The sequence below is a fragment of the Georgenia sp. X1117 genome (genome assembly GCF_057784635.1).
The window spans coordinates 2,349,033-2,370,693 of sequence record NZ_CM173492.1; the positions used below are offsets into that span (position 1 = coordinate 2,349,033).

At 70.1% G+C, this 21,661-nt stretch carries 19 protein-coding genes; 15 read left to right on the forward strand and 4 right to left on the reverse strand.

Translation table 11 applies throughout. From position 1 onward, the window contains the following. Positions 1 to 63 precede the first annotated feature (63 nt). The 5 genes from gdhA to AC3D3D_RS10795 all read left to right on the forward strand — a co-directional run bounded on the left by gdhA (position 64) and on the right by AC3D3D_RS10795 (position 7,512). Positions 64 to 1,398, forward strand: a complete 1,335-nt coding sequence (gene gdhA / locus AC3D3D_RS10775) for an NADP-specific glutamate dehydrogenase (protein ID WP_463662075.1) — start codon at positions 64 to 66, stop codon at positions 1,396 to 1,398. A gap of 160 nt (positions 1,399 to 1,558) precedes the next feature. Continuing rightward, the gene (locus tag AC3D3D_RS10780; RefSeq protein ID WP_463662076.1) at positions 1,559 to 2,329 is read left to right on the forward strand and encodes a DsbA family protein; all 771 of its coding nucleotides are present in this window, start codon (positions 1,559 to 1,561) and stop codon (positions 2,327 to 2,329) included. A 165-nt stretch (positions 2,330 to 2,494) separates the two neighbouring features. Then, positions 2,495 to 5,077: a 5'-nucleotidase C-terminal domain-containing protein gene (locus AC3D3D_RS10785; RefSeq protein ID WP_463662077.1), complete on the forward strand. Its 2,583-nt coding sequence runs from the start codon at positions 2,495 to 2,497 to the stop codon at positions 5,075 to 5,077. Positions 5,078 to 5,376: 299 nt separating this feature from the next. Next, entirely contained in the window at positions 5,377 to 6,774 is a 1,398-nt protein-coding gene (locus AC3D3D_RS10790; RefSeq protein ID WP_463662078.1) for an outer membrane protein assembly factor BamB family protein, read from the forward strand. Between the two features lie 84 nt (positions 6,775 to 6,858). Continuing rightward, positions 6,859 to 7,512 carry a nucleoside/nucleotide kinase family protein gene (locus tag AC3D3D_RS10795; RefSeq protein ID WP_463662079.1) on the forward strand — a complete coding sequence of 218 codons (654 nt, stop codon included), beginning with the start codon at positions 6,859 to 6,861 and terminating at the stop codon, positions 7,510 to 7,512. Between the two features lie 20 nt (positions 7,513 to 7,532). Here AC3D3D_RS10795 and AC3D3D_RS10800 read toward each other — a convergent pair whose 3' ends face one another. Next, positions 7,533 to 8,069, reverse strand: a complete 537-nt coding sequence (locus AC3D3D_RS10800) for an HAAS signaling domain-containing protein (protein WP_463662080.1) — start codon at positions 8,067 to 8,069, stop codon at positions 7,533 to 7,535. After that, on the reverse strand, positions 8,066 to 8,446 hold the full coding sequence (locus tag AC3D3D_RS10805) for a PadR family transcriptional regulator (RefSeq protein WP_463662081.1): 381 nt from the start codon (positions 8,444 to 8,446) through the stop codon (positions 8,066 to 8,068). Before AC3D3D_RS10805 ends, AC3D3D_RS10800 begins: the two co-directional genes overlap by 4 nt. Positions 8,447 to 8,609: 163 nt before the next feature. Here AC3D3D_RS10805 and AC3D3D_RS10810 point away from each other — a divergent pair, with 163 nt between their 5' ends. From AC3D3D_RS10810 to AC3D3D_RS10830, 5 genes are all read left to right on the forward strand, one after another. Beyond that, complete coding sequence (locus AC3D3D_RS10810) at positions 8,610 to 9,167, forward strand: hypothetical protein (RefSeq protein ID WP_463662082.1); 558 nt, start codon at positions 8,610 to 8,612, stop codon at positions 9,165 to 9,167. Next, positions 9,164 to 9,769: a hypothetical protein gene (locus AC3D3D_RS10815; RefSeq protein ID WP_463662083.1), complete on the forward strand. Its 606-nt coding sequence runs from the start codon at positions 9,164 to 9,166 to the stop codon at positions 9,767 to 9,769. Before AC3D3D_RS10810 ends, AC3D3D_RS10815 begins: the two co-directional genes overlap by 4 nt. Before the next feature lie 333 nt (positions 9,770 to 10,102). Next, the gene (locus tag AC3D3D_RS10820; RefSeq protein WP_463662084.1) at positions 10,103 to 11,038 is read left to right on the forward strand and encodes an AraC-like ligand-binding domain-containing protein; all 936 of its coding nucleotides are present in this window, start codon (positions 10,103 to 10,105) and stop codon (positions 11,036 to 11,038) included. Positions 11,039 to 11,255: 217 nt separating this feature from the next. Next, on the forward strand, positions 11,256 to 12,116 hold the full coding sequence (locus AC3D3D_RS10825) for an isocitrate lyase/PEP mutase family protein (RefSeq protein ID WP_463662085.1): 861 nt from the start codon (positions 11,256 to 11,258) through the stop codon (positions 12,114 to 12,116). A 105-nt stretch (positions 12,117 to 12,221) separates the two neighbouring features. After that, entirely contained in the window at positions 12,222 to 13,556 is a 1,335-nt protein-coding gene (locus tag AC3D3D_RS10830; RefSeq protein ID WP_463662086.1) for a sodium/glutamate symporter, read from the forward strand. Here the strand turns inward: AC3D3D_RS10830 and AC3D3D_RS10835 are convergent. After that, complete coding sequence (locus AC3D3D_RS10835; protein WP_463662103.1) at positions 13,553 to 14,701, reverse strand: acyltransferase family protein; 1,149 nt, start codon at positions 14,699 to 14,701, stop codon at positions 13,553 to 13,555. The genes AC3D3D_RS10830 and AC3D3D_RS10835 overlap by 4 nt on opposite strands. A 101-nt stretch (positions 14,702 to 14,802) precedes the next feature. Between AC3D3D_RS10835 and AC3D3D_RS10840 the strand changes: the two genes are divergently transcribed. The 4 genes from AC3D3D_RS10840 (at position 14,803) to AC3D3D_RS10855 (ending at position 18,371) form a co-directional block, all read left to right on the forward strand. Further along, entirely contained in the window at positions 14,803 to 15,183 is a 381-nt protein-coding gene (locus tag AC3D3D_RS10840; protein ID WP_463662087.1) for a sterol carrier family protein, read from the forward strand. Beyond that, positions 15,180 to 15,713: a hypothetical protein gene (locus tag AC3D3D_RS10845; protein WP_463662088.1), complete on the forward strand. Its 534-nt coding sequence runs from the start codon at positions 15,180 to 15,182 to the stop codon at positions 15,711 to 15,713. The genes AC3D3D_RS10840 and AC3D3D_RS10845 overlap by 4 nt, the downstream gene beginning before the upstream one ends. Positions 15,714 to 15,929: 216 nt before the next feature. Further along, positions 15,930 to 17,204: a nucleotide sugar dehydrogenase gene (locus tag AC3D3D_RS10850; RefSeq protein ID WP_463662089.1), complete on the forward strand. Its 1,275-nt coding sequence runs from the start codon at positions 15,930 to 15,932 to the stop codon at positions 17,202 to 17,204. A 48-nt stretch (positions 17,205 to 17,252) separates the two neighbouring features. After that, a complete protein-coding gene (locus tag AC3D3D_RS10855; RefSeq protein WP_463662090.1) occupies positions 17,253 to 18,371 on the forward strand; it encodes a glycosyltransferase family 4 protein in 1,119 nt (372 codons plus the stop codon). Positions 18,372 to 18,389: 18 nt separating this feature from the next. On the opposite strand, the gene AC3D3D_RS10860 is transcribed toward AC3D3D_RS10855, so the two are convergent. Then, on the reverse strand, positions 18,390 to 19,370 hold the full coding sequence (locus tag AC3D3D_RS10860) for a beta propeller repeat protein (protein WP_463662091.1): 981 nt from the start codon (positions 19,368 to 19,370) through the stop codon (positions 18,390 to 18,392). A 285-nt stretch (positions 19,371 to 19,655) separates the two neighbouring features. On the opposite strand from AC3D3D_RS10860, the gene AC3D3D_RS10865 reads away from it, so the two are divergent. Beyond that, positions 19,656 to 21,479, forward strand: coding sequence for a polysaccharide biosynthesis protein (locus tag AC3D3D_RS10865; RefSeq protein WP_463662092.1), 1,824 nt, complete (start codon positions 19,656 to 19,658; stop codon positions 21,477 to 21,479). Positions 21,480 to 21,661 lie beyond the last annotated feature (182 nt).

The following is a 21,661-nucleotide window of genomic DNA, read 5'->3' on the forward strand; positions in this document are numbered from 1 at the left end:
GACCGAACGAACGCACGAACGGATCACCGCCCGGCCAGGCCCGGGCCCGACGACAGGAGCCGCATGATCGACACGCTGCAGGCGGTGTACGACGAGGTCGTCACCCGCGACCCGGCCCAGCCGGAGTTCCACCAGGCCGTCCACGAGGTCCTCGGGACGATCGCCGACGTCGCGGACGACCCCCGGTACCAGAGCGCGGCCATCGTGCGTCGGATGGTCGAGCCGGACCGCCAGATCATGTTCCGCGTGCCCTGGGTCGACGACCAGGGCGTCACCCGCGTCAACCGCGGCTACCGCGTGGAGTTCTCCTCGGCGCTGGGCCCCTACAAGGGCGGGCTCCGGTTCCACCCCTCGGTCAACCTCGGGGTCATCAAGTTCCTCGGCTTCGAGCAGATCTTCAAGAACGCGCTGACCGGCCAGGGTATCGGCGGCGGCAAGGGCGGCTCGGACTTCGACCCGCACGGCCGCTCCGACGGCGAGGTCATGCGCTTCTGCCAGTCCTTCATGACCGAGCTCTACCGCCACATCGGGGAGTACACCGACGTCCCCGCGGGTGACATCGGGGTCGGCGGCCGCGAGATCGGCTACATGTTCGGCCAGTACAAGCGCATCACCAACCGCTTCGAGTCCGGCGTGCTCACCGGCAAGGGCACCGGCTGGGGCGGCTCGTTCGGCCGAACCGAGGCCACCGGGTACGGCACCGTCTTCTTCACCGAGCGCATGCTCAGCCGCCGCGGGACCTCCCTGAGCGGCCAGCGGGTCGTCGTCTCGGGCTCGGGCAACGTGGCGATCTACGCCATCCAGAAGGCCCAGCAGCTCGGCGCACAGGTCGTGGCCTTCTCCGACTCCTCGGGGTACGTCGTCGACGAGCAGGGCATCGACGTCGAGCTGCTCCGCGAGGTCAAGGAGGTGCGCCGCGGCCGCGTGGCGGACTACGTCGAGGGCCGCCCCGGCGCGGTGCTGCACACCGAGGGCTCGGTGTGGGACGTGCCCTGCACGATCGCGCTGCCCTGCGCCACGCAGAACGAGCTCGACGAGCACCACGCCCGCACCCTGGTGGACAACGGGGTGCTCGCGGTCGCCGAGGGCGCGAACATGCCCTCGACGCCGGAGGCCGTGGACGTCTTCCAGGCCGCCGACATCGCGTTCGGGCCGGGCAAGGCCGCCAACGCCGGCGGGGTGGCCACCTCCGCGCTGGAGATGGAGCAGAACGCCTCGCGCGAGCAGTGGGGCTTCGACAAGACCGTCGCCAAGCTCGAGGTCGTCATGACCCACATCCACGACACGGTCGCGCGCACGGCCGAGCACCACGACGCCCCGGGCAACTACGTGCTCGGCGCGAACGTGGCCGGCTTCGTCAAGGTCGCCGACGCGATGCTCGCCCACGGGGTGGTCTGAGGCTCGACCGGCGCAGCGGGGTCCGCCCCCGGAGCACCGCAGCACCGCGCAGGGCACTCCTGCCCACCGATCACCGGCCGCCACCCCGCACGGGGTGGCGGCCGGCGGTCATACTGGGGGCGTTGCCCGGACCCCGCCCCCACCCGCACCGGAGGACACCATGACCCGTCTGCGCCCGCGCCTCACGCTCGTCGCCGGCACGCTGGCCGCCGCGGCGCTGCTCGCCGCGTGCGCCGACGACGAGCCGTTCCCGCCCCCGACGGCGGAGCAGGGCCCCGGCGCCGACGGCACCTCGGGGGAGGGTGACGCCGAGGCGGAGGAGCGGGAGGCCGAGCGCCGCGCGCTCGAGGCCGAGGAGTTCCTCGCCCGGCAGGACACGACCGACGTCGACGTCTCCCCGGACGCCGACCTTGCCACCGCCGTCGGGGACGCGGACGCCGAGGTGACGATGGTCGTCTTCGAGGACTACCTGTGCCACTACTGCCAGGACATGGCCACCGACTCCCTGCCGCAGCTGCAGGACCTCGTCGACGACGGCACCCTGCGCATCGAGTACCGCGACGTCGGCGTGCTCGCCGAGCAGTCCCTCGACCTCGCGGCCGCCGGCTGGGCGGCGGCGCAGCAGGACGGCTACCTCGAGCTGCACGACTCCCTCATGTCCGACCCGCTCGGGCCCGAGGAGGTCACCGAGGAGGCGCTCGTCGAGCGGGCCGGTGAGGTCGGGCTGGACACCGAGCAGTTCGCCGCGGACCTCACGGACCCGGCGACGACCCAGCAGGTCGAGGACAACGGTCGGCTCGCCCAGGAGATCGGGCTCTCGGGGACGCCGACCACCGTGATCGGGGGCCGGGTCATCGTCGGGCTGCAGGAGGCCGACGACCTGCGCCTGGCGGTCGAGGGCGTGGCCGCGGAGACCGGCCAGACGGTCTGAGCAGGGCGGACGCGGCGGTGCTGGGGGCGGGCCCGCGGCGGCTTCCCGACCGTGGGGTGAACACTCGGTGACGGGCGCGCGAAACAGGGTTTCGCCGTCGGGCGTAGGGCTAATCTGGCCGGGCCTGGTCCCTGTCGCTCGCACGAAAGATCGAGGTCTCCCCCCATGTCACGTCCTACCACAGTGAGGATCACGGCCAGCGCCGGGCTCCTCGCCCTCATCGGATCCGCGGTCGTCGCGGTGCCCGCCGTCGCGGTCGAGAACGAGGACGGCACGGTCACCATCGACCTCGCCGGCATCACCGACCTGCACGGCCACATCGAGAACGCCCCGCTCATCCAGACGGCGCTCAACGACCTCCGGGCCGAGAACGAGTCCGGGACCCTGTTCCTCACCGCCGGGGACAACATCGGTGGCTCCGCGTTCGTCTCCGCGATCGCCCAGGACGAGCCGACCATCGAGATCCTCAACGAGATGGGCCTCTTCGCCTCAGCCGTCGGCAATCACGAGTTCGACCAGGGCATCGACGACCTCGTCGACCGCGTCATCCCGCTGTCCCGGTTCCACCACCTCGGCGCGAACGTCGAGGGCGACCCTGCCGCGCCGATCAACGACCCGCGCTACGAGATCACGGAGATCGACGGCGTGCAGGTCGGCATCGTCGGCACCGTCACCGCCGACACCCCCAACGTCGTCTCGCCCGCCGGCATCGAGGGCCTCGAGTTCCTCAGTGAGGTCGACGTCGCCAACGACGTCGCCGCAGAGCTGACCGACGGGGACGAGGCGAACGGCGAGGCCGACGTGGTCGTGGCCCTCATCCACGAGGACGCCAACCTCATCGCCCCCGGACTGTCCGAGGACATCGACGCCGTCTTCGCCGGGCACTCCCACCTCGAGCAGATCACCGCGACGCCGTCCGGCGCCCCGGTCGTGCAGGCCGACCACTACGGCCTCCACCTCGGCCACATCCAGCTGACCGTGGACCCGGCGACCGGTGAGGTCGACGCCGAGCAGACCACGACCCAGAACATCCCGCTCGTCGACGACGAGGGGGCGGACCTCGTCGCGCGCGACGCCGACATCGAGGCGCTCTACCAGGCCGCAGAGGCCGAGGCCGAGGTTCTCGGCCAGGAGCCGGTCGGCGACGTCATCGCCCCCTTCAACCGCGCCGCCCGTGAGGGCCAGGACAACGGCACCAACCGTGGTGGCGAGTCGACCCTGGGCAACCTGCTCGGCGACGTCGCCCTGTTCGCGGCCAACGAGTTCAACCTGGGCGCGGACATCGGCGTCATCAACCCCGGCGGCATCCGTGCGGACCTCGACCCGGACGGCGACGGCATCGTCACCTACCGCGAGGCCTTCGACGTCCAGCCCTTCGGCAACACCATCGGTGCCGTGACGATCCCGGGCGCCGACCTCGAGCTCCTGCTCGAGCAGCAGTACCGCGGCTCCGGCGGCCACCCCTACCTCGCGCTGGGCTGGTCGGAGAACCTCGACTACGTCTACGACCCCGAGGCGCCCGCGGGTGAGCAGATCCTCCACGTGACGATCGACGGCGAGCCCGTCGCCGACGACCAGCCGGTCCGCATCGCCGGCAACTCCTTCCTCCTCGAGGGCGGCGACGCATTCTCGGCGTTCACCGACAACGCGACCGACTTCGTCGACGCCGGCATCCAGGACGTCCAGGGCCTCAACGACTACCTGGCCGCGAACGAGCAGCTGGCCCCGACCTACGAGCAGCGCTCGATCGGCTGGACCGGCCCGCAGCAGGCCGAGGCCGGCGAGACCATCGAGGTCGACCTGTCCGGTCTGGCCTTCACCACCGACGAGCCCGAGGTCACCGACGTCGAGGTCCTTCTCGGCGAGACCGTCGTGGGGGAGAGCGGCGAGGTCGACTCCACCCCCTCCGACGGCTACAACGACACCGGTCGCGCCACCGTCGAGATCACCGTCCCCGAGGGCGCCGAGGCCGGCGAGCAGTCGCTCACCGTCGTCGCGGGCCCGACCGAGGCCGAGGTTCCCTTCGAGGTCACGGGCGCCGAGGAGCCGGAGGAGCCGACGCTGCCCGCGCCGGGTCGTGGGTTCTTCCTCAACGACGGCTGGGACGCGACGGCGGACCACGTGTTCGCCTACGGCCGCTCGGGTGACGAGGTCCTGGTCGGTGACTGGGACGGCGATGGTTCCGACACCCTGGCCGTGCGTCGCGGGAACCGGTACTTCCTCAACAACACCCTGACCGGCGGTAACGCGGACGTCGAGCTCGGCTTCGGCCGCGCATCCGACACGGTCCTGGTGGGTGACTGGGACGGGGACGGCGTCGACACCTTCGCGATCCGCCGTGGGAACGCGTACTTCCTCACCAACACCCACGAGGGCGGCAACGCCGAGGTCGAGCTGAACTATGGCCGCTCGGGCGACGAGGTGCTCGTCGGCGACTTCGACGCCGACGGCGCGGACTCCTTCACCGTGCGCCGTGGCAACCGGTTCTACATCAACAACAGCCTCACCGGTGGCAACGCGGACGCCGAGCTGGGCTACGGCCGGGCCTCGGACGACGTGGTGGCCGGTGACTGGGACGGCGACGGTGCGGACTCCTTCGCGGTGCGTCGCGGGAACCTGTACCTCGTCTCCAACTCGCTGACCTCGACCCGTGCGGAGATCGAGCAGCGCTACGGCCGCGCGAGCGACGAGGTCTTCGTCGGCGACTGGAACGGCGACGGCACCGACACCCTCGGCATCCGCCGCTGAACCCACCGCACGCCCGTCACTGACACGTGGCGAGTGAGCAGTTTTCTGCTCCACGAGTGAGCGCCCGCCGGTCCGCATGGACCGGCGGGCGCTCACTCGTGAGTCACTTTTCCGCTCACTCGCGACACCGGCGAGTGAGCACTCATCGGTCGGCCACGCGAGCGCCCTCCCACCCCGCGCGGGGTGGGAGGGCGCTCCCATGTGTGTGCGAGGCGCGTCGCTGACGCGCACCCGGACGGCGCACGCGACCCGCGCTGCGCGCCGGGCGGTGCGTCGCCGGTCTTCGCTACGCTGCCCCGATGTCGTCCCACGACGAAGACGTCGGGACCGTGAGCGGCGACGACCGCACCCCGCAGCATCGCCGCCCCCGCGGTGGCATCGCCCTGGCCGCGGGCGTGCTGCTGGCCGGCGTGGCCCTGCTGGTCGCCACCTTCGCCGCAGGCCTCGGGCACCTGGCCTTCCTGGCCGCCCTGCTGCTGGTCGCGGTCGGGCTGATCTCGCTCCTCGTCCTTCTGGTGCGCGGTCGATTCCTCGCCGTCCGCCTGGCGGCCGCGGCGGTGGCCGTGCTCGGTCTCGCGGGCGCGCTCGTCGTGGTGGACCGCGGCGAGGAACAGGCCGGGTGGGAGGAGCCGGTCGGCACGCTCCCCGGGTGGTCCGCGCAGGTCGGCGGCATCGTCGTCGTGGACGGGGTCGGACGAGACGTCGAGACCGGCGATGTGCGCTGGAGCATCGGCGACGGTCGCTCGGAGCTGATGATGGTGAGCGAGGACGTGGTCGTCCTGGGCGTGGACGACGGGACGGTCGGCGTCGACCCGGCGACGGGCGTCGAGCGCTGGCACGCCCCCGTGCTCGGTTCCGGCGTCGCGCACGACGGCGAGATCCTCGTCGTGGAGGCGCGCCACGGCGACTTCCACTTCACCAGAGCACTGGACCTCACCGACGGGACCACGGTCTGGGAGGACGAGGGCCGCCCGGCGATGGAGTGCCGGCTGGACCCGGTCAACCTCCCGATCCCCGCGCCCGAGCAGCGGGCCGTGATCGTCGACGGGCCGGACGGAGGGACCAGCCTCGCCGCGGTCTCGGACGGCTCGACCGTCATCGACGACGTGGGGTGCGTCGTCCTCACGCGGGTGACCGGGGACGTCCTCGTCGAGGACACCGGCACGGCCGAGCTCACGGGCCGCTCGATCGACACCGGAGAGGTGCTGTGGACCGCCCCGGTGAGGGAACCGCGGCACGTCCAGGGTGGTCCGGAGAGCCTGTTCGACGTCGGCGGGGACGAGGTGCGCGAGATCGACATCGCCACCGGGGCCGTCACCCGCCACGTCGTGCCGGACGGTGTGCGCTCCGTCGACCCCGTCGCCCTCCAGCGCACCGACTCTCTCTGGCTCTCGGTGGCCACGGACGACGGCACGGGACTGTGGTCGCCCGGGTCCGATCACGTCGTGCTGCCGCCGGACGCCGCGCACGACCTGACGACCGCCACCATCGACCCGACCTCGGGCTGGGTGGCGCTCAGCGGCGCCACGCGGGACGTCACCGGCGAGGAGGACGGACGCTGCTGGGCCGTCTCTCCCAGCGGGAACGTGCACGGCCCGGTCGACGACGGGGGCCGGGGGCGCTGCCAGGTCGTCGAGGGGCTGCTCTCCTCCGACGCCGGCAACCATCCCCTCGAGCTCCGCACCCCGCGGCGCTAGACGCATCCGGCCATCACGTCGGTGACGGCCGGCCCGGCGGACACACTGCTGCTCACTCGCCGTGGCGGGGGAGAGGATGTCCCCATGACCACGACGACGCCGCCCGCCGCGCCCGCGCACCTTATCGACGCCGCGGCGGCCCTCGTCAGCGCCTCGGCCGACGGCACCCGCCCCGTCCTCGGCATCACCGGCGCACCGGGCGCCGGCAAGTCGACGCTGGCCGCCACTCTTGCCGCCGGCCTGAACAACCGGGGGATCCCGACGGCGATCCTGCCGATGGACGGCTTCCACCTCGCCGACGTCGAGCTCACCCGCCTGGGCAGCCTGAGCCGCAAGGGCGCCATCGACACCTTCGACGGCTGGGGCTACCTCTCCGCCGTCGAGCGCGTGGCCGCCGGCGGCGACCACACCGTCTACGTCCCGCTGTTCGAGCGCGAGCTCGAGCAGCCGATCGCCGGCGGCATCCCCGTCGACCCCGACGCCCGGCTGGTCATCACCGAGGGCAACTACCTCCTCCACGACGCCGCCCCCTGGTCCCGCCTGCGCGAGGTCCTCACCCAGACGTGGTTCGTCGAGGTGCCCGACGACGTGCGGCGCGACCGGCTCGTCGCCCGCCACATCGAGTTCGGCAAGTCCCCGCAGGCCGCGCGGGACTGGGTCCGCGACGTCGACGAGCCCAACGCGCAGGCGATCCAGGCCCGGCGTGCGGCGGCGGACCGGGTGGTGGAGGTCGGCTGACGGCGGGAGGGGTCCCTCCCTCACCCCCGCAGCGCGCCGACCACCACCACGACCGCGGCGAAGGCGGGGAATAACCAGGGCACGGCGATCGCCAGCGGCGCCCACCGCCCCCACGTCGGGGCCTGGGCGCCGGAGAACCGTTCCCGCACGGCGGCGTCGACGACGTGCCGGCCGATCGCGATGCTCGCCCCGACCGATGCCGCCAGCAACACCGCGGCCCCGCCCACGGTCCAGCCGATGATGGCGGGCGTCGCCTCGCCGTCGAGCCATCGGGTGACCGCGACGCCGAAGATCACGAAGGACACGACGGCGAGGGCGATCGCGGTGAGGGCGCCCGCGCGGCCGGGGGCGTCGTCGTCGGTGGGAAGGGCCAGGCTCGCGGCGTAGTCGCGCGGGTCGCCGAAGGCGTCCTCGGGGCTCTCGCCGGAGTCCTCGAGATGCTCGCGGACGGTGGCCACGGCGTCGTCGATGTGCTCCTGGGCGACCCGGCGCACCCGCAGCTCGCCCGCGAGCTGCGCGATCCAGTCGGTACGGGAGTCGTGGCTGGTCCGGCTCATCGCGGCGAGTCCCTTCCGTCGGCGAGGTGGTCGGTGACGACGGCGGAGAACCGCGCCCACGCGTCGCGCTGGCGGTCGAGGGTGGCGCGGCCGTCGTCGGTGAGGGTGAAGGACTTCCGGCCCGGGCCGGCCTCGCCTGGGAGCCATTCGACGGTGATGAGGCCGGCGCTCTCGAGCCTGCCCAGCAGCGGGTAGAGGGTGCCGCCCTTGATCGTGCCGAAGCCGGCGTCGGCCAGCGCGGCGATCATCGCGTACCCGTAGGACGGGCCGTCCTCGAGCGTGCGCAGCGCGGCGAGCCCGAGGGTGGCGCGCAGCCAGTCACTCGGCCAGGGGGCGCCGTGCGCTGGTGGCGGCGTGGTGCGCGGGCTGTCGGTCATCATCTAGATCGTGAGCCTAACTAGTCGGGCGTGTCAAGGTAGCGGCGGGTACCGCCGTTGCGCCTCCGTGCCACGCGCCTCTCCGAGGCCACCTCGACGGGCACCTCTACCGGGGTGACCTCTGCCGATGGTCCGGTCGCCCGCCACCCCCTACGGTCGGGTCATGGCAGAGCAGCCGACGTCCCCACGACACCGCTGGCGCCGACCCCTGCTCGGCGTCGTCGCCGGTGCACTCGCCGCCACCCTGGCCTTTCTCACCCTCGGACTGGTCCGCAGCGACCCGGTCGAGGACATCGTCGCCGGCTACCGGCTCAGCGACGAGGACGCCCTCGCCCCCGGCCCCGTCTCGCTCGTGTCCGTGTGGGACGTGCGCCAGCCGACCTCCGTCCCGGGCCTCGCGGCTCCCACCGGCGACCGCTACGTCACCCTGATCGTCGCGCTTGACAGCCCCGATGACACCGAGGACGACTGGTACGACCTCGACGAGCTCACCCTCACGCTCGACGCCGTCGACGGCTCCGGCGAGCGCGAGGAGCTCACCCCCACCGACCGTGGCAGCCGCACGCTCGCCGGCATCGGCGGCCAGGTCCGCGGCGTGGACCCGTACTGGATCCGGCTCTCCTACGAGCCGGCCGCCCTCGAGGCCGAGCACTACGAGGCCACGATCGCCGTCGGCGGCGAGGAGTACACGCTCACCGCACGGGACGGAGAGGCGGCATGAGCGACACCGACCGCCACCAGGACGCGCCCGCCGGCCCGGGGGAGACCGGGGACGCCCCTGACGCGCACGCGCCCGTCGCCACGTGGTGGCCGTTCACGGCGACGGCGCTGGTCACCTTCGTCCTCGTCCTCACCGCCCTGGTCCTGCTCCCGCGCGGCGGCGCCCCCTCGCAGGCGGCGCCCGGCGACGAGGTGAGCGTCGAGCTGACCGACGGCGTCACCGCTCACCTCGAGCCGGAGCTGCGCGAGCTGGGGTGGCGGGCGCAGTCCTCGGCGCGCCCGTACTCGCTGGACCTGCGCCTGACGGTCGTCAACGACTCCGAGGAGCTCTACCCGCGCTGGTACCGGGTGGAGGTGTTCGAGGCGGACGACGTCGTCGAGGGGGAGGACCTGCGGGGGCGCGAGACGGACAGCCTGCAGACCGCGCACGTGCCGGCGGGCGGGCAGGTGTCCACCGACCTCGTCTACGACTACGACCGGCCGTGCGGGGAGTTCGTCGCCCGCATCTCCGTGCACGTCGCGCTCGACGGCGACGACGACCTGCCCTACGCCGAGGTCCCCTTCACCGTCGGCGACGAGGAGTGCCTGGCCGACGAGGGGTGATGCTCTCGGTCGGTGACGCCGACTTGCTGAGTCGCCGCGCTCACTCGCGAGAGGTGGGGCGGGGCGCAGTGTCGGCCCGCCGGCTTGCGTGGCTGCGCACATCCCTGGCCTGGCTGCGCACCGACGGCGCGAAGTGGGCGTCACCGGCACTCGCGGCAGAGCGCCTTCCGTAGCATCGACACGTCGAGCGGCACCGGGATCGAACCGCCACAGCGGTCGGACGGAAGGTGCCGGACGGCGGTCACCAACGTGGTGACCGGTCAGGACGGACGAAGGAGTTCGTGAGTGCATACACACGGAACCCTCCAGCACGATCGCGCGTCGAGCCCGCGGATGCAGCAGATGGAGGCGCGCACGGTTCGGGGCTGGCAGGAGCACGTCGGACGTTCGTTCCTGTCCGCCGGGAGTCGCACGGCGACGGTCAGCAGTGCCCGCGAGGCGTTCGTGGGCAAGCTCCGCTCGACCGTCGCGGGAGGTGTTCCCTTCGCGGACGTCCTCGCCGGTCCTCACGAGGTCGTTCGCACGCCGATCGACGCCGAGGCGCCGACCCACGACTACCTCAAGGCCGGCGTCATGCTGTCGGGGAGAGCGACCTTCGAGCAGCACGACCGTCAGCTCAGGTTCGACCCGGGGGACATGGTCGTCATCAACCCGCGGCACCCGTACACGTTCGGGTTCGCCGAGGACTTTCGATGCCTCACCTTCGCTTTCCCCACCGGCGTGCTCGGCGGGGCGATGCCGTCCGGCGAGCAGCTCCCCAGCCTCACGGCCTCGTTGGCTGACCCGAAGGGGCTCATCGCGTGGGGGATGCTGTCCCAGGTCTGCGAGAACCTCGACGCTCTCGACGGCCCGTTCGGTGTGCGAGTCAGCCAGCTCACCGCCGAGATCCTCACCGAGTTCCTGCGCGCCGAGCTCGGACTGGACTCACGCCGCGTGCGTGAGCCGCAGCTGCTGGCCGGGATCAAGCGGTACCTGACGGATCACCTCGGTGACCGCGAACTCTCGCTGGACATGGTCTCGTCCCACTTCTACGTCTCGCGCCGGCACGTCCAGGACCTCTTCCAGGGAGAGGGGTCGACCTTCACCGGCTGGCTGCGCGAGAAGCGGCTCGACGCGTGCTGGACCGCGCTCGGAAGCGGTGACCCGTCCGAGCCGGTCGCCGCCGTCGGTGCGCGGTTCGGCATCGCCAGTCCCGCGCACTTCAGCCGCCTCTTCCGCGAACGCTTCGGCATGACGCCACTTCAGCGGCGGGAGCAGTCGGCCATCTGACACCACTCACGCTGCGGGACCGGCGGGCGCAGATCACGTCGACGAGCCGGCACCCGGGGCGGCGCCTGGACCCGAGGCCCGGGCACGCAACCACACGCAACGACACACCTGTGGGCCTGCAGGGCCACGTGCTGCAAGCATCCGACGCCGTGGCCGTGGCCGAGCGCGCCCACACACCCGACCACCGCATGCAACGACGACGGAAGGACGACCATCCATGCACCCCTCCACCAGGCTCAAGGCGCTCATCAACGACCCACAGCTGCTCGTCATGCCCGGCGCCTACGACGCGCTGTCGGCCCGCGTCATCGAACGAGCGGGATTCGATGCCGTCCAGGTGTCCGGGTTCGGCGTCAGCGCGTCCTCGCTCGGTCAGATCGACGCCAGCTTCACCTCGCTGACCGACGTCGTCAACGCCACCCGTCGCATCGTCGACGCCGTCGACATCCCGGTGATGAGCGACGTCGACACCGGGTACGGCAACGCGGTCAACACCCACTGGAGCATCCGCCAGATCGGGCTGGCAGGTGCCGCCGGTGCCAACCTCGAGGACCAGGTCTTCCCGAAGATCTGTGGCTTCACCAACCGTCAGCAGCTCATCGACGCCGAGGAGATGGTCAAGAAGATCGAGGCCGCCGCGGATGCGCGCGTGCACCCCGACTTCGTCATCAACGCGCGCACCGACGCGCTCGTCTCGCACGGCGTCGACGAGGCCGTCCGGCGCGGGAACGCCTATGCAGCCGCCGGTGCCGACCTCATCTACGTCCTGGTCCCGACCTTCGACCGAGAGCTCATCGCCGATCTCGTCGAGCGGATCGATGCGCCGGTGTCGATGGCGCTTCACGAGGCCACGGAGGGCGAGAAGCCCAGCGTCGAGGACTACCAGAACCTGGGACTCGCGCGACTGAGCGCCCCGCTCAGCCCCGTGCTGGCCGTGGTCGACGCCCTCGAGCGGGCGATGGGCGACCTGCGCACAGGCTCGACCGGCTACCTGCGTGACGTGGCCACCTTCGAGCGGTTCAACGAGGTCCTCGGTGAGGCCGACGTCCTCGCGCTCGAGCAGAAGTACGCCCTCTGACCCTCGACGCCGGATCTGCCGCCTCCTCGGCGGTGCATCGACGCACCCGACCGACCAGGGGGTGCGCCCCGTGCGGGCGCACCCCCTAGACAGAACGGACCGCTCATGGACATCGTCATCTCCGACCTGATGTTTCTCTGCCTGCTCCTGCTCGCCGGCTTCGTGCTGCGCGAGCTGGTCAAGCCCATCCAGAAGGCATTCATCCCCGCGTGCCTGCTCGGTGGGACGATCGCCCTTCTCGCCGGTGAGCAGGTGCTCGGCCTCATCACCATCCCGGAATCGTTCACCGCGATCCCGGGCGTGCTGATCGCGGTCGTCATGACCGGTCTGCTGCTCGGCATCGAGTTCAACGTGAAGAACGCGCGCTCGTTCCTCGACTACGCCGCGGTCAACTTCGCGACCGTCGGTGTCCAGATCGCGCTCGGTGTGATGCTCGGTATCGCCCTTGCCTGGCTGTGGCCCGCCCTGCCCGAGGGTTGGGGTCTCATGGGTGTCTGGGCGTTCTACGGCGGGCACGGGCAGGCGGCCGCCGCGGGCGAGGCGTTCAACGAGGCAGGCGTGTCGGGCAACTTCGAGATCGGCATGCTGCTGGCGACGATCGGGCTGGTCGTGAGCATCGTCATCGGTATGTTCATGGTCAATCACGGCATCCGCCGGGGAAAGGCGAACTATGTCGCCGACCCCAGCGCGCTCGAGTCCTGGTCGCTGGGGGGAAAGATCCCGGAGGACAAGCGCAAGCCCATCGGGTACGAACGTGTGACGCAGGCGAACATCAATGCGCTCGCCCTCCAGCTGGCCTGGATCATGCTCGCTCTCGCCGTCGGCGGACAGATCTTCCGGGGCCTCGAGCAGCTGTGGTCCGACGCGGCGGCGATCCCGTCGCTCGTGCACGGCATGGTCGGTGCCATCGTCGTCACCGTGGTGCTCCGGGTGCTGGGGCTCGACCACTACCTCGACAAGCGGACCATCTCCTCACTGGTCGGACTGACGTTGGAGCTGCTCATCGTCGCAGCGATCGCGACCCTGAGCCTGGAGCTGGCCGCACAGTTCGCCGTCCCGATCGCGATCTACTCGCTCGTCATCGTCCTGGTGACCACCTGGATGTCGTTCTCCCTGTTCAAGCGTTTCACGAACATCGACCGCTTCGAGAAGACGATGATGGCCTGGGGCGCGAACACCGGGACGACGAGCACCGGTCTCGCCCTGGTGCGGGCCATGGACCCGGACAACAAGAGCTCCGCACCGGAGGCTCAGGGCGTCTTCGGTGGCCTCGGGTTCTGGGTCGGATTCCTTCCGGTGCTGCTCCCGGCGCTCCTCGTCGAGCGTGGAGCCGGCATCCCGATCGCCGTCGGAGTCGCCATGGCGGTTGCTGCGATCGGACTTGGTTGGCTGTTCTTCGGCAGGACGAGGACGCGGTCCACGGTGGATGTGGGGTCCTAGGTGCGTCGGGCGGAGCCCGGTCGCGGCGCCGGCTGCGGCCCCCACGACCGCAGCCACTTCTCGGCCGGGTGCTCCACCAGCGTGTACAGCAGCCAGGCGGCCAGCAGGCTGAGCACGATCAGGGCTGCCCACTCGATGGCCACGGAGGCCGCCGGGACGCCGTCGGGCACCACCTCGTTCCACGCACGGATGACGGGCTCATGGATGAGGTACCAGGCGTAGGACCAGTTGCCGAGCCGGATTGACCACGGCCCGCGCACCAGGGTGGGGCGGCCGTCGATGTCGCGCTGCGCGGCGGCGACGATGAGCAGGGCGAACACCGGCGTCGAGAACCACTGCGAGCCCGAGTACGGGCCGAGCAGCGCGTCCCCGACCTCGTGGTGCCACAGCGCCAGCCCCGCGTGGAAGGCCACCACCAGGCCCACGGCCGGCCAGTACCCCACCGGCGATCGCGCGCCCCGCTTCACCATCACGGCGCACAGCACCCCGACGACGAACTGCACCAGCCTGGCGGGCGGGAAGTAGTCGATCCAGAACGGCTCCCAGCCGCCGTGGCCGAAGAGCAGCCACACGCCGACAAGGACGAGCCCGCAGGCCACCCACATCGCCGGGCGCCACCGTCGGTCGGCCGTCAGGGCCAGCAGCACGGGGAACAGCAGATAGAAGAAGGCCTCGTCGCTCAGCGACCAGGAGGCGGGGTTCGCGCCGCTGGCCCACTCCGGGTGCCATGCCTGGAGGAAGAGGAACGTCGACGCCGCCTCGCCCCGCGCGGGCAGGGCGTTCATCCAGGCGTAGATCGCCAGGGAGATCGCCCCGGTGACGGCCACCAGCGGCCACAGGCGGGCGAACCGTCGCCAGACGAAGACCGAGAACCGCACGGGCCGGTCGAGGTAGGTCCAGGCGAGCACGAACCCCGACAGGACGAAGAAGAACGTCACGCCGCTGCGGCCGAACATCGTCAGCTGGGTGAGCACCGGCAGCTCGCCGATCTGGTCGGACAGGTGGTAGCCCACCACGAGCAGGGCCGCCCAGAACCGCAGGCCGGTCAGCGAGCCCAGGCGCGAGGGGAGGTCACGGGTGCGGTCGCGCCCGTCCGCGGGCGCCCCGCGGTGCCTGCCGTGACGCCCTGCCCCCGGGCCGTTCATGTTCGACACGAGCGGACACGCTACGGGCCCGTCGCGCGCCCCGCAGCACCGGTGGTGGGACCCCCCGGCCGCGCCGCGCCCGGGCGGCCTACCCTGGCTCCATGCCCCGACGCCGTATCGACCCCACGATCGGGCTCGCCGCCGTGCGGGCCTGGCAGGCGGACCCTGACGCGCTCACGCAGGCCGACCTCATGACGGCGGTGCGCTTCACCCTCGAGGAGCTGGCCGTCTCCTCCCCGGGCGGGGCGCTGGAGGTGCGGGTCCCGCCGGCCGGGGCCGTGCAGGCACTGGCCGGCCCCAAGCACACCCGCGGCACGCCCCCGGGGGTGGTCGAGACCGACCCGGCCACCTGGCTCGCGCTCGCCAGTGGCGACCTGGCCTGGGACGAGGCGCTCGCCGCGCACCGGGTGGCGGCGTCGGGGGAGCGAGCCGACCTGGCCGCCTGCCTGCCGCTCGTGCGCCGGGGTAGGTTCGAGCAGTGACGCAGCCCGACCCCGACAGCCTCCCCCCGGCCACGCCCCAGGCACCCACGGGCGACGACGAGAGCGCCCGCCCCGAGACCGAGCAGGCCGCCCCGGACGACGACGCTGCAGCCACGACCGACGACGGCGCGCCGACCGCCGCAACGGTCGATGGCGAGGCGACCGGCGCGACCGACGACGAAACCGAAGGAAACGCCGGTGACGAGCCGGCCGCACAGCCCACGACGGTCGGCCACGTCCGCCGCGCCCCGCGCTACGGGCGGTTCATGTGGGTGGGCTTCCTGCTCGGGGTGCTGGTGAGCATCCTGCTCGTGGCGTTCACCGACGGCAGCTCGTTCAGCGACCAGTACGCCGAGCCCGCCGGCAACGACCAGTTCTTCACCGATCGGCTCTCCGACTCCAACGCCATCGGCCTGCTCGTCCTCTCGCTGGGGCCGCTGGGTATCCTGCTGGGTGCGCTCGTTGCCTATGTGCTCGACCGCCGCTCGCTGCGCCGCCGCGAGCGCGCGACGCGTGGGCTGACGGACTGATCGGCGGCCGCCGATCCCCACATCTTGGTGCACTCCACCAACGCCCTCGGACTCAGAGACCCGACGCCGAACTGCGGACTCGGCCTTCAGCCGCTGACTACACTGATTTCGGCGTAGCTACTGCCTCCCGGGTGAGTCACGCCGAGGAACAACCAGCCACCAGCACACGACATGCGGCGCGCACTGACGCCGCAGCTCACCGGAAGAAGGTCGCGCGTGGACACACCCCGTCAGCTTGATGCCGTCATTGTGGGGCTGGGCTACGTAGGACTCCCGATCGCGAGAGAGGCGACGCTCGCGGGGCTTCGTGTCGGCGGATTCGATGTGTCGTCCGTTGTCACGGAAAGGCTGGCGCTGGGACTTTCCCATGTTGACGACCTCTCGGACGCGGACGTCGCCGAGATGATCGCCGCGGGCTTTGAGCCGACGAGTGACCCGAACGTGCTTGGACGCGCTCGAACGGTTGTGATCTGTGTTCCGACGCCGCTCAACGAGGACGGGGGACCCGACCTCAGTGCGGTGAAGTCGGCGTCGGCGACCATCGCAGAACACCTCACTGAGGGTCAGACAGTCATCCTTGAGTCCACGACGTACCCCGGTACCACGGAGGAACTCGTCGGACCACTCCTGGAGACGAGCGGCCTCCGGGCCGGCGTGGACTTTCATCTCGCGTTCTCTCCGGAGCGAATCGACCCGGGCAACAAGACGTTCGGCGCCAAGAACACCCCCAAGGTTGTAGGTGGGGTCAACAGCGGGTCAGCGGACGCCGCTGCCGATTTCTACGGGAGATTTGTCGACCAGGTCGTTCGCACGCGTGGGACGCGCGAGGCTGAGATGACGAAGCTCCTCGAGAACACCTATCGTCACATCAATATCGCACTCGTTAACGAGATGGCGAAGTTCTGCCACGAGTTGGATATCGATCTCTGGGACGTCATACGTGCAGCCTCAACCAAGCCATTCGGGTTTCAGGCCTTCTACCCGGGGCCGGGCGTCGGTGGTCACTGCATCCCGATCGACCCCAACTATCTCTCCTACAACGTGCAGTCACGCCTCGGATATCCCTTCCGATTCGTCGAACTGGCACAGGAGATCAACGACAGTATGCCGGGCTATGTCGTTCGACGTGTGCAGGACCTCCTGAACGAGGACTCGATCGCGATCAAGGGCTCCAAGGTCCTCCTGCTAGGTGTGACGTACAAGGCCAACATCGCCGACCAGCGGGAGTCGCCCGCCCGTGATGTTGCGCGTCACCTGCGCGATAAGGGCGCAATCGTGCTCTATCACGACCCCCATGTGGAGGGCTGGGAAGTCGACGGTGCTGCCGTTCCAAGGATCGAGAGTCTTGACGCGCGGCTCACCGACGCCGATGTTGTCGTGCTATTGCAGAAGCATGCCGACTACGACGTGAATGAGCTCGCTCCTCGAGTGAAGCGCATGCTCGACACCCGAGGGTCTTCTGACGGCAGCACAGGCGTGCATAACCTCTAGAACAGGACTCATGAAGTTGATCGGGTTCACTGAGGTAGGGTGCTGGCGATGGAATCAATGAAGGTCTTGCAGATCTGTTCCTACTACGCGGGAACGGAACTGTATAGAAGGCTATTCGACAAGCTCGAGCAGCGTGCTTTCGAGCAGGAGGTCCTGTATTTCACGTCCAAGGGGTCGGAGGTGCCTGAGTTGCCATCGGATGTGGTGGTGACTCAACCGTACGCCTCCTGGCGGCGCCCCTTCTTTCCGTTGAAGCACAAGCCTGTCTACCGCGACGCGCGCGATCTAATGGATGTCTCCGGCGCATCGTTGAGCCATGCGCACTCGCTTATGTCGAACGGGTATGTCTCCTGGCGGCTTTGGAAGGAGTTCGGCCTTCCGTACCTGGTTGCTGTGAGGAACACTGATGTCAACATGTTCTTCAAATACAAGCCACATCTGATTCCCCTAGCGAGACGAATTCTCGCTGATGCGTCCGCTGTTGTCTTCCTCTCGCCCGAATATCAGAAGAAGGTTGAAAGACTAGCGATCCCGCCCAGCAGCCTGCAGGAGTTTCGGTCGAAGTCTCGAGTGCTTCCCAATGGTATTGATGACGAGTTTCTTGGCGCCGAGTACTCGCTGCGCGACAATCGCGAATTGACAGTCATCCAGGTCGCGCGCGATCTTGCTGATCCCAACAAGAATGTGCAAACCACTATCGCGGCATGCCAGGATCTGCAACGTCAAGGTGAGGTTGTTCGACTGCGACTGGTGGGAAGGAACTCGTCGGATCGGTTGGCGGATCACCTCGGTTCCCTTGATTTCGTTGACGTGCATGAAGGGCTGTCGCGCGACGAGATCCGGACGTGTCTGCGCTCCAGCGATGTTTTCGTGATGCCTTCAAAGCACGAGTCATTTGGCCTTGTGTATGCGGAAGCGATGTCGCAGGGGACGCCTGTGGTGTACACGCGGGGCCAGGGTTTTGACGGTCAGTTTCCCGACGGTGACGTGGGATACGCGGTAGATCATCGAGACCATGAGGAGATCGCACGTCGCATCAGTGACCTGAAGGAGAGGTCACCCGGCGTTGGCAAGCGTGCTCTCCAGGCTGCGCAGAAGTTTAGCTGGGCGAACATCGCGGACGAGTACGCGAGCCTCTACCGAGGGGTCGCTCGTCAGGTCGTATGAGCCGCTGGCAGGCATTGACTACCAGGTGGCCCCACCGTCGGTGGACACCAGCGTCTCCTCGCCGGCCCACAGCCACACGGCGGATCCCGCCCCGGCGACGGCGGTCTGTCCCGGTTCGGGCTCGGCGTCCTCGGCGCAGCCCAGCGGGGCGGTGTCGCCCTCGAGTCCGGCGGTGGAGACCGCGATGCCCTCGCAGTCCTCGCTCGAGCCGGCGAGCACGTAGCCCTCGAGCGTGAGCCCGATGGCCACGGCCCCGGTCTCCTCGGCGGCGGTGGTCCAGCTGGCGCCGGCGTCGGTGGAGACGCTCAGGTTGCCGTCGGTGCACACGATCGCGGCGGCGTTGTCGTCGAAGCCGGCGAGCCCGGCGATCTCGCAGGGCGCGTCGACCTCGCCGACGCCGGTGCCGACGAGGGCCCGGTCGGCCGGGTGTACGTACCAGTTGCCCTCGGTCAGCTCGGGTGCCTGCTCCCAGACGCTGCCGCCGTCGACGGACCCGGCGTAGGTGGGGGAGCAGTCGGGGTCCGCGCCGCCGATGGCGAACACGGCGGTCGGCGTGAGGGCCTTGATCCTGGAGATCGGGGCCAGGCCGGTGTCGGAGCCGGTCCAGGTGGCGCCGCCGTCGCTGGTGTACTCCATCGTCCCGGGGTTCTCGCAGTCACCGACGACGACCCGCCAGGCCAGGTCACCGTTCGCGGCGGTGATCAGACGTTCGGCAGGGAGTGGAGCGGCCGCGTCAGCGGCGGGTGTATCCGAGGAAGACTCGCCGTCCTCCGCGGGCACCTCGTCGGTAACGTCCGACGCCGACTCCTCGGCCACGTCGGCAGCGTCACCAACAGTGCGGCTCTCCGTCAGACCGCCGGCAGGCGGCGGGACGTAGGGAGTCTCGCCGGCGTCGGCGGCGGGTTCCCTGACCATGAGGATGACGAGGAGGACGACGTTGACCACCGCGAGCACCGCGAGGCCGACGTACGGCAGCACGGATCTGCGGCGGGTGGACATGCGGCGAGCATAGGCGATCCGCTCCTTGCAGAACCTGCGCCCGAACGCGGATCTATGGGCTCCGGGCGGCGGTCCGAGCAGGGTGTCTCACGAGACAATATCGCGCGATGAATCGTGAATATTCATGCGTCGGCGGGCATACGATGCAACGACGGACCGTGTTCACCCTGTGCTTCACCCCGTCTGCCACCCCCGTGGTTCTCCCTCCCCCTCACCCCCACGGAGCGATCGAACGATATGGACCTTCCCCCTCTCACACGTCGCCTGCTCAGGGTGTTGTGGGACGTGGCCAGCTGGTTCCTCGCCATCGGCGCGGTCGTGCTCACCCGGTACGACTTCTACTTGGCAGCCGACCAGTGGAACTGGGTGGCGCTGTACGCAGGCGTGGCCGCGGTCCTGCAACTCGTCGTCGGCTGGGTCCTCAAGCTCTACCTCGGGCGATACCGGATCGGCAGCTTCGACGAGATCCTCGGCCTGGTGGTCACCGTCGGGATCGTCACCTTCCTTACCGGCGCCACGTTCCTCGCGGTGCGACCGCTCAACGAGTTCCCGCGCGGGACGGCGATCCTCGCGCCGCCGCTGGCGCTGTTGCTCATGGCCGCCGCCCGGTGGGCGTACCGCGCCTGGCAGTCCCGCAACCGCGTGGTGCGCGACGACGCCGAACCCACGCTCATCTACGGGGCCGGTGACGCGGGCTACCAGCTCGTGCGTCTGCTCAAGATGGACGCCGCGTCCCCGTTCCGCCCGGTCGGCTTCATCGACGACGATCCGAGCAAGCGCAACCTGGCCCTGACCGGGGTGCCGGTCCTCGGGAACCGGGAGCATCTGGCCGACGCGGCCCGGGCGACGGACGCGACAAGCGTCATCTTCGCCATCTCGGCCGCAGGGCCGGAGATGATTCGGGAGGTCTCCGAGCTGGTCCAGGAGGCGGGGATGAAGTTCCTCCTCCTGCCGCCGGTGAGTCAGATGGTCGGCGGGCGGGTGAGCCTGACCGACGTCAAGGAGCTCGACATCGCCGACATCCTCGGGCGCCGGCAGGTCGACCTGGACCTGGACCAGATCGCCGGCTACCTCACCGGCAAGCGGGTGCTCGTCACCGGGGCCGGTGGATCGATCGGTTCCGAGCTCGCCCGGCAGGTGCACCGCTTCGGGCCCGCCGAGCTCGCGCTGCTGGACCGCGACGAGTCGGCCCTGCACTCCGTGCAGCTCTCGATCTATGGCCGGGCGCTGCTGGACTCGCGGGACACCGTGCTCGTGTCGATCCGGGACGAGGACTCCCTGCGGGCGGCGTTCGCCGAGCACCGCCCCGAGGTCGTCTTCCACGCGGCGGCGCTCAAGCACCAGCCGATGCTCGAGCAGTACCCCGAGGAGGGGTGGAAGACCAACGTCCTCGGCACCCTCAACGTGCTCAAGGCGGCCGAGGAGTTCGGCGTGGAGCAGTTCGTCAACGTCTCTACCGACAAGGCCGCAGCCCCGGTCAGCGTGCTCGGGCACACGAAGCGAGTCGCCGAGCAGCTGACCTCCTGGTACGGCGAGCACGCCACGGGGACGTACATCTCGGTGCGGTTCGGCAACGTGCTCGGGTCGCGCGGCTCGATGCTCCACACCTTCCGGGGGCAGATCGAGAAGGGCGGACCGGTCACCGTCACCCACCCGGAGATCACCCGGTACTTCATGACGATCCCCGAGGCGGCCCAGCTGGTCATCCAGGCCGCCGCGATCGGCAACGACGGCGAGGTGCTCGTCCTCGACATGGGCGAGCCCGTGAGCATCCTCGACGTGGCCAATCGCCTCATCGCGGCGTCGGGCAAGAACATCGACATCGTGTTCACGGGGCTGCGGCCCAATGAAAAGATGCACGAAGTCCTCCTCAGCGAGACCGAGACGGCGACCCGCTCGCACCACCCGCTGATTTCCCAGGTCCCGGTGCCGGCGTTGGCGCCGTCGGAGCTGGACGCAGTTCATTCCGCCACTGCGACCGACTCGTCGTCGACCACCGTGGTCGACAACGCTCGTAGCGTGAATGCTGAGTCCGGCTTGACCAATGGCAACTTCCTGGCTGGCGACACCGAACCGGTCGGGCGATCCCCCCGGGACTCGCATGCCTGAGGCAGGTGCCCACGTCGTACTAGTACTTGTCACAGCCGTGATCGCAGGTGCTCTTGTCGGCCCGGTCCGAGCGCTCATGACTCGGGGCGGCGTGGTGGACTCTCCGAACCACCGGTCCTCTCACCGCGTCGTCACACCGCGAGGCGGAGGCGTCGCGTGCCTCGGCGCCGTTGCCGTGGGTG

Coding starts and splice junctions, on each gene's coding strand:
- AC3D3D_RS10800 (WP_463662080.1), bottom strand. CDS start 8,069: ATGAGCCGGACCAGCCACGACTCCCGTACCGACTGGATCGCGCAGCTC.
- AC3D3D_RS10860 (WP_463662091.1), bottom strand. CDS start 19,370: ATGTCCACCCGCCGCAGATCCGTGCTGCCGTACGTCGGCCTCGCGGTG.
- AC3D3D_RS10835 (WP_463662103.1), bottom strand. CDS start 14,701: ATGAACGGCCCGGGGGCAGGGCGTCACGGCAGGCACCGCGGGGCGCCC.
- AC3D3D_RS10840 (WP_463662087.1), top strand. CDS start 14,803: ATGCCCCGACGCCGTATCGACCCCACGATCGGGCTCGCCGCCGTGCGG.
- AC3D3D_RS10825 (WP_463662085.1), top strand. CDS start 11,256: ATGCACCCCTCCACCAGGCTCAAGGCGCTCATCAACGACCCACAGCTG.
- AC3D3D_RS10780 (WP_463662076.1), top strand. CDS start 1,559: ATGACCCGTCTGCGCCCGCGCCTCACGCTCGTCGCCGGCACGCTGGCC.
- AC3D3D_RS10820 (WP_463662084.1), top strand. CDS start 10,103: ATGCAGCAGATGGAGGCGCGCACGGTTCGGGGCTGGCAGGAGCACGTC.
- AC3D3D_RS10855 (WP_463662090.1), top strand. CDS start 17,253: ATGGAATCAATGAAGGTCTTGCAGATCTGTTCCTACTACGCGGGAACG.
- gdhA (WP_463662075.1), top strand. CDS start 64: ATGATCGACACGCTGCAGGCGGTGTACGACGAGGTCGTCACCCGCGAC.
- AC3D3D_RS10790 (WP_463662078.1), top strand. CDS start 5,377: ATGTCGTCCCACGACGAAGACGTCGGGACCGTGAGCGGCGACGACCGC.
- AC3D3D_RS10815 (WP_463662083.1), top strand. CDS start 9,164: ATGAGCGACACCGACCGCCACCAGGACGCGCCCGCCGGCCCGGGGGAG.
- AC3D3D_RS10795 (WP_463662079.1), top strand. CDS start 6,859: ATGACCACGACGACGCCGCCCGCCGCGCCCGCGCACCTTATCGACGCC.
- AC3D3D_RS10830 (WP_463662086.1), top strand. CDS start 12,222: ATGGACATCGTCATCTCCGACCTGATGTTTCTCTGCCTGCTCCTGCTC.
- AC3D3D_RS10805 (WP_463662081.1), bottom strand. CDS start 8,446: ATGACCGACAGCCCGCGCACCACGCCGCCACCAGCGCACGGCGCCCCC.
- AC3D3D_RS10785 (WP_463662077.1), top strand. CDS start 2,495: ATGTCACGTCCTACCACAGTGAGGATCACGGCCAGCGCCGGGCTCCTC.
- AC3D3D_RS10810 (WP_463662082.1), top strand. CDS start 8,610: ATGGCAGAGCAGCCGACGTCCCCACGACACCGCTGGCGCCGACCCCTG.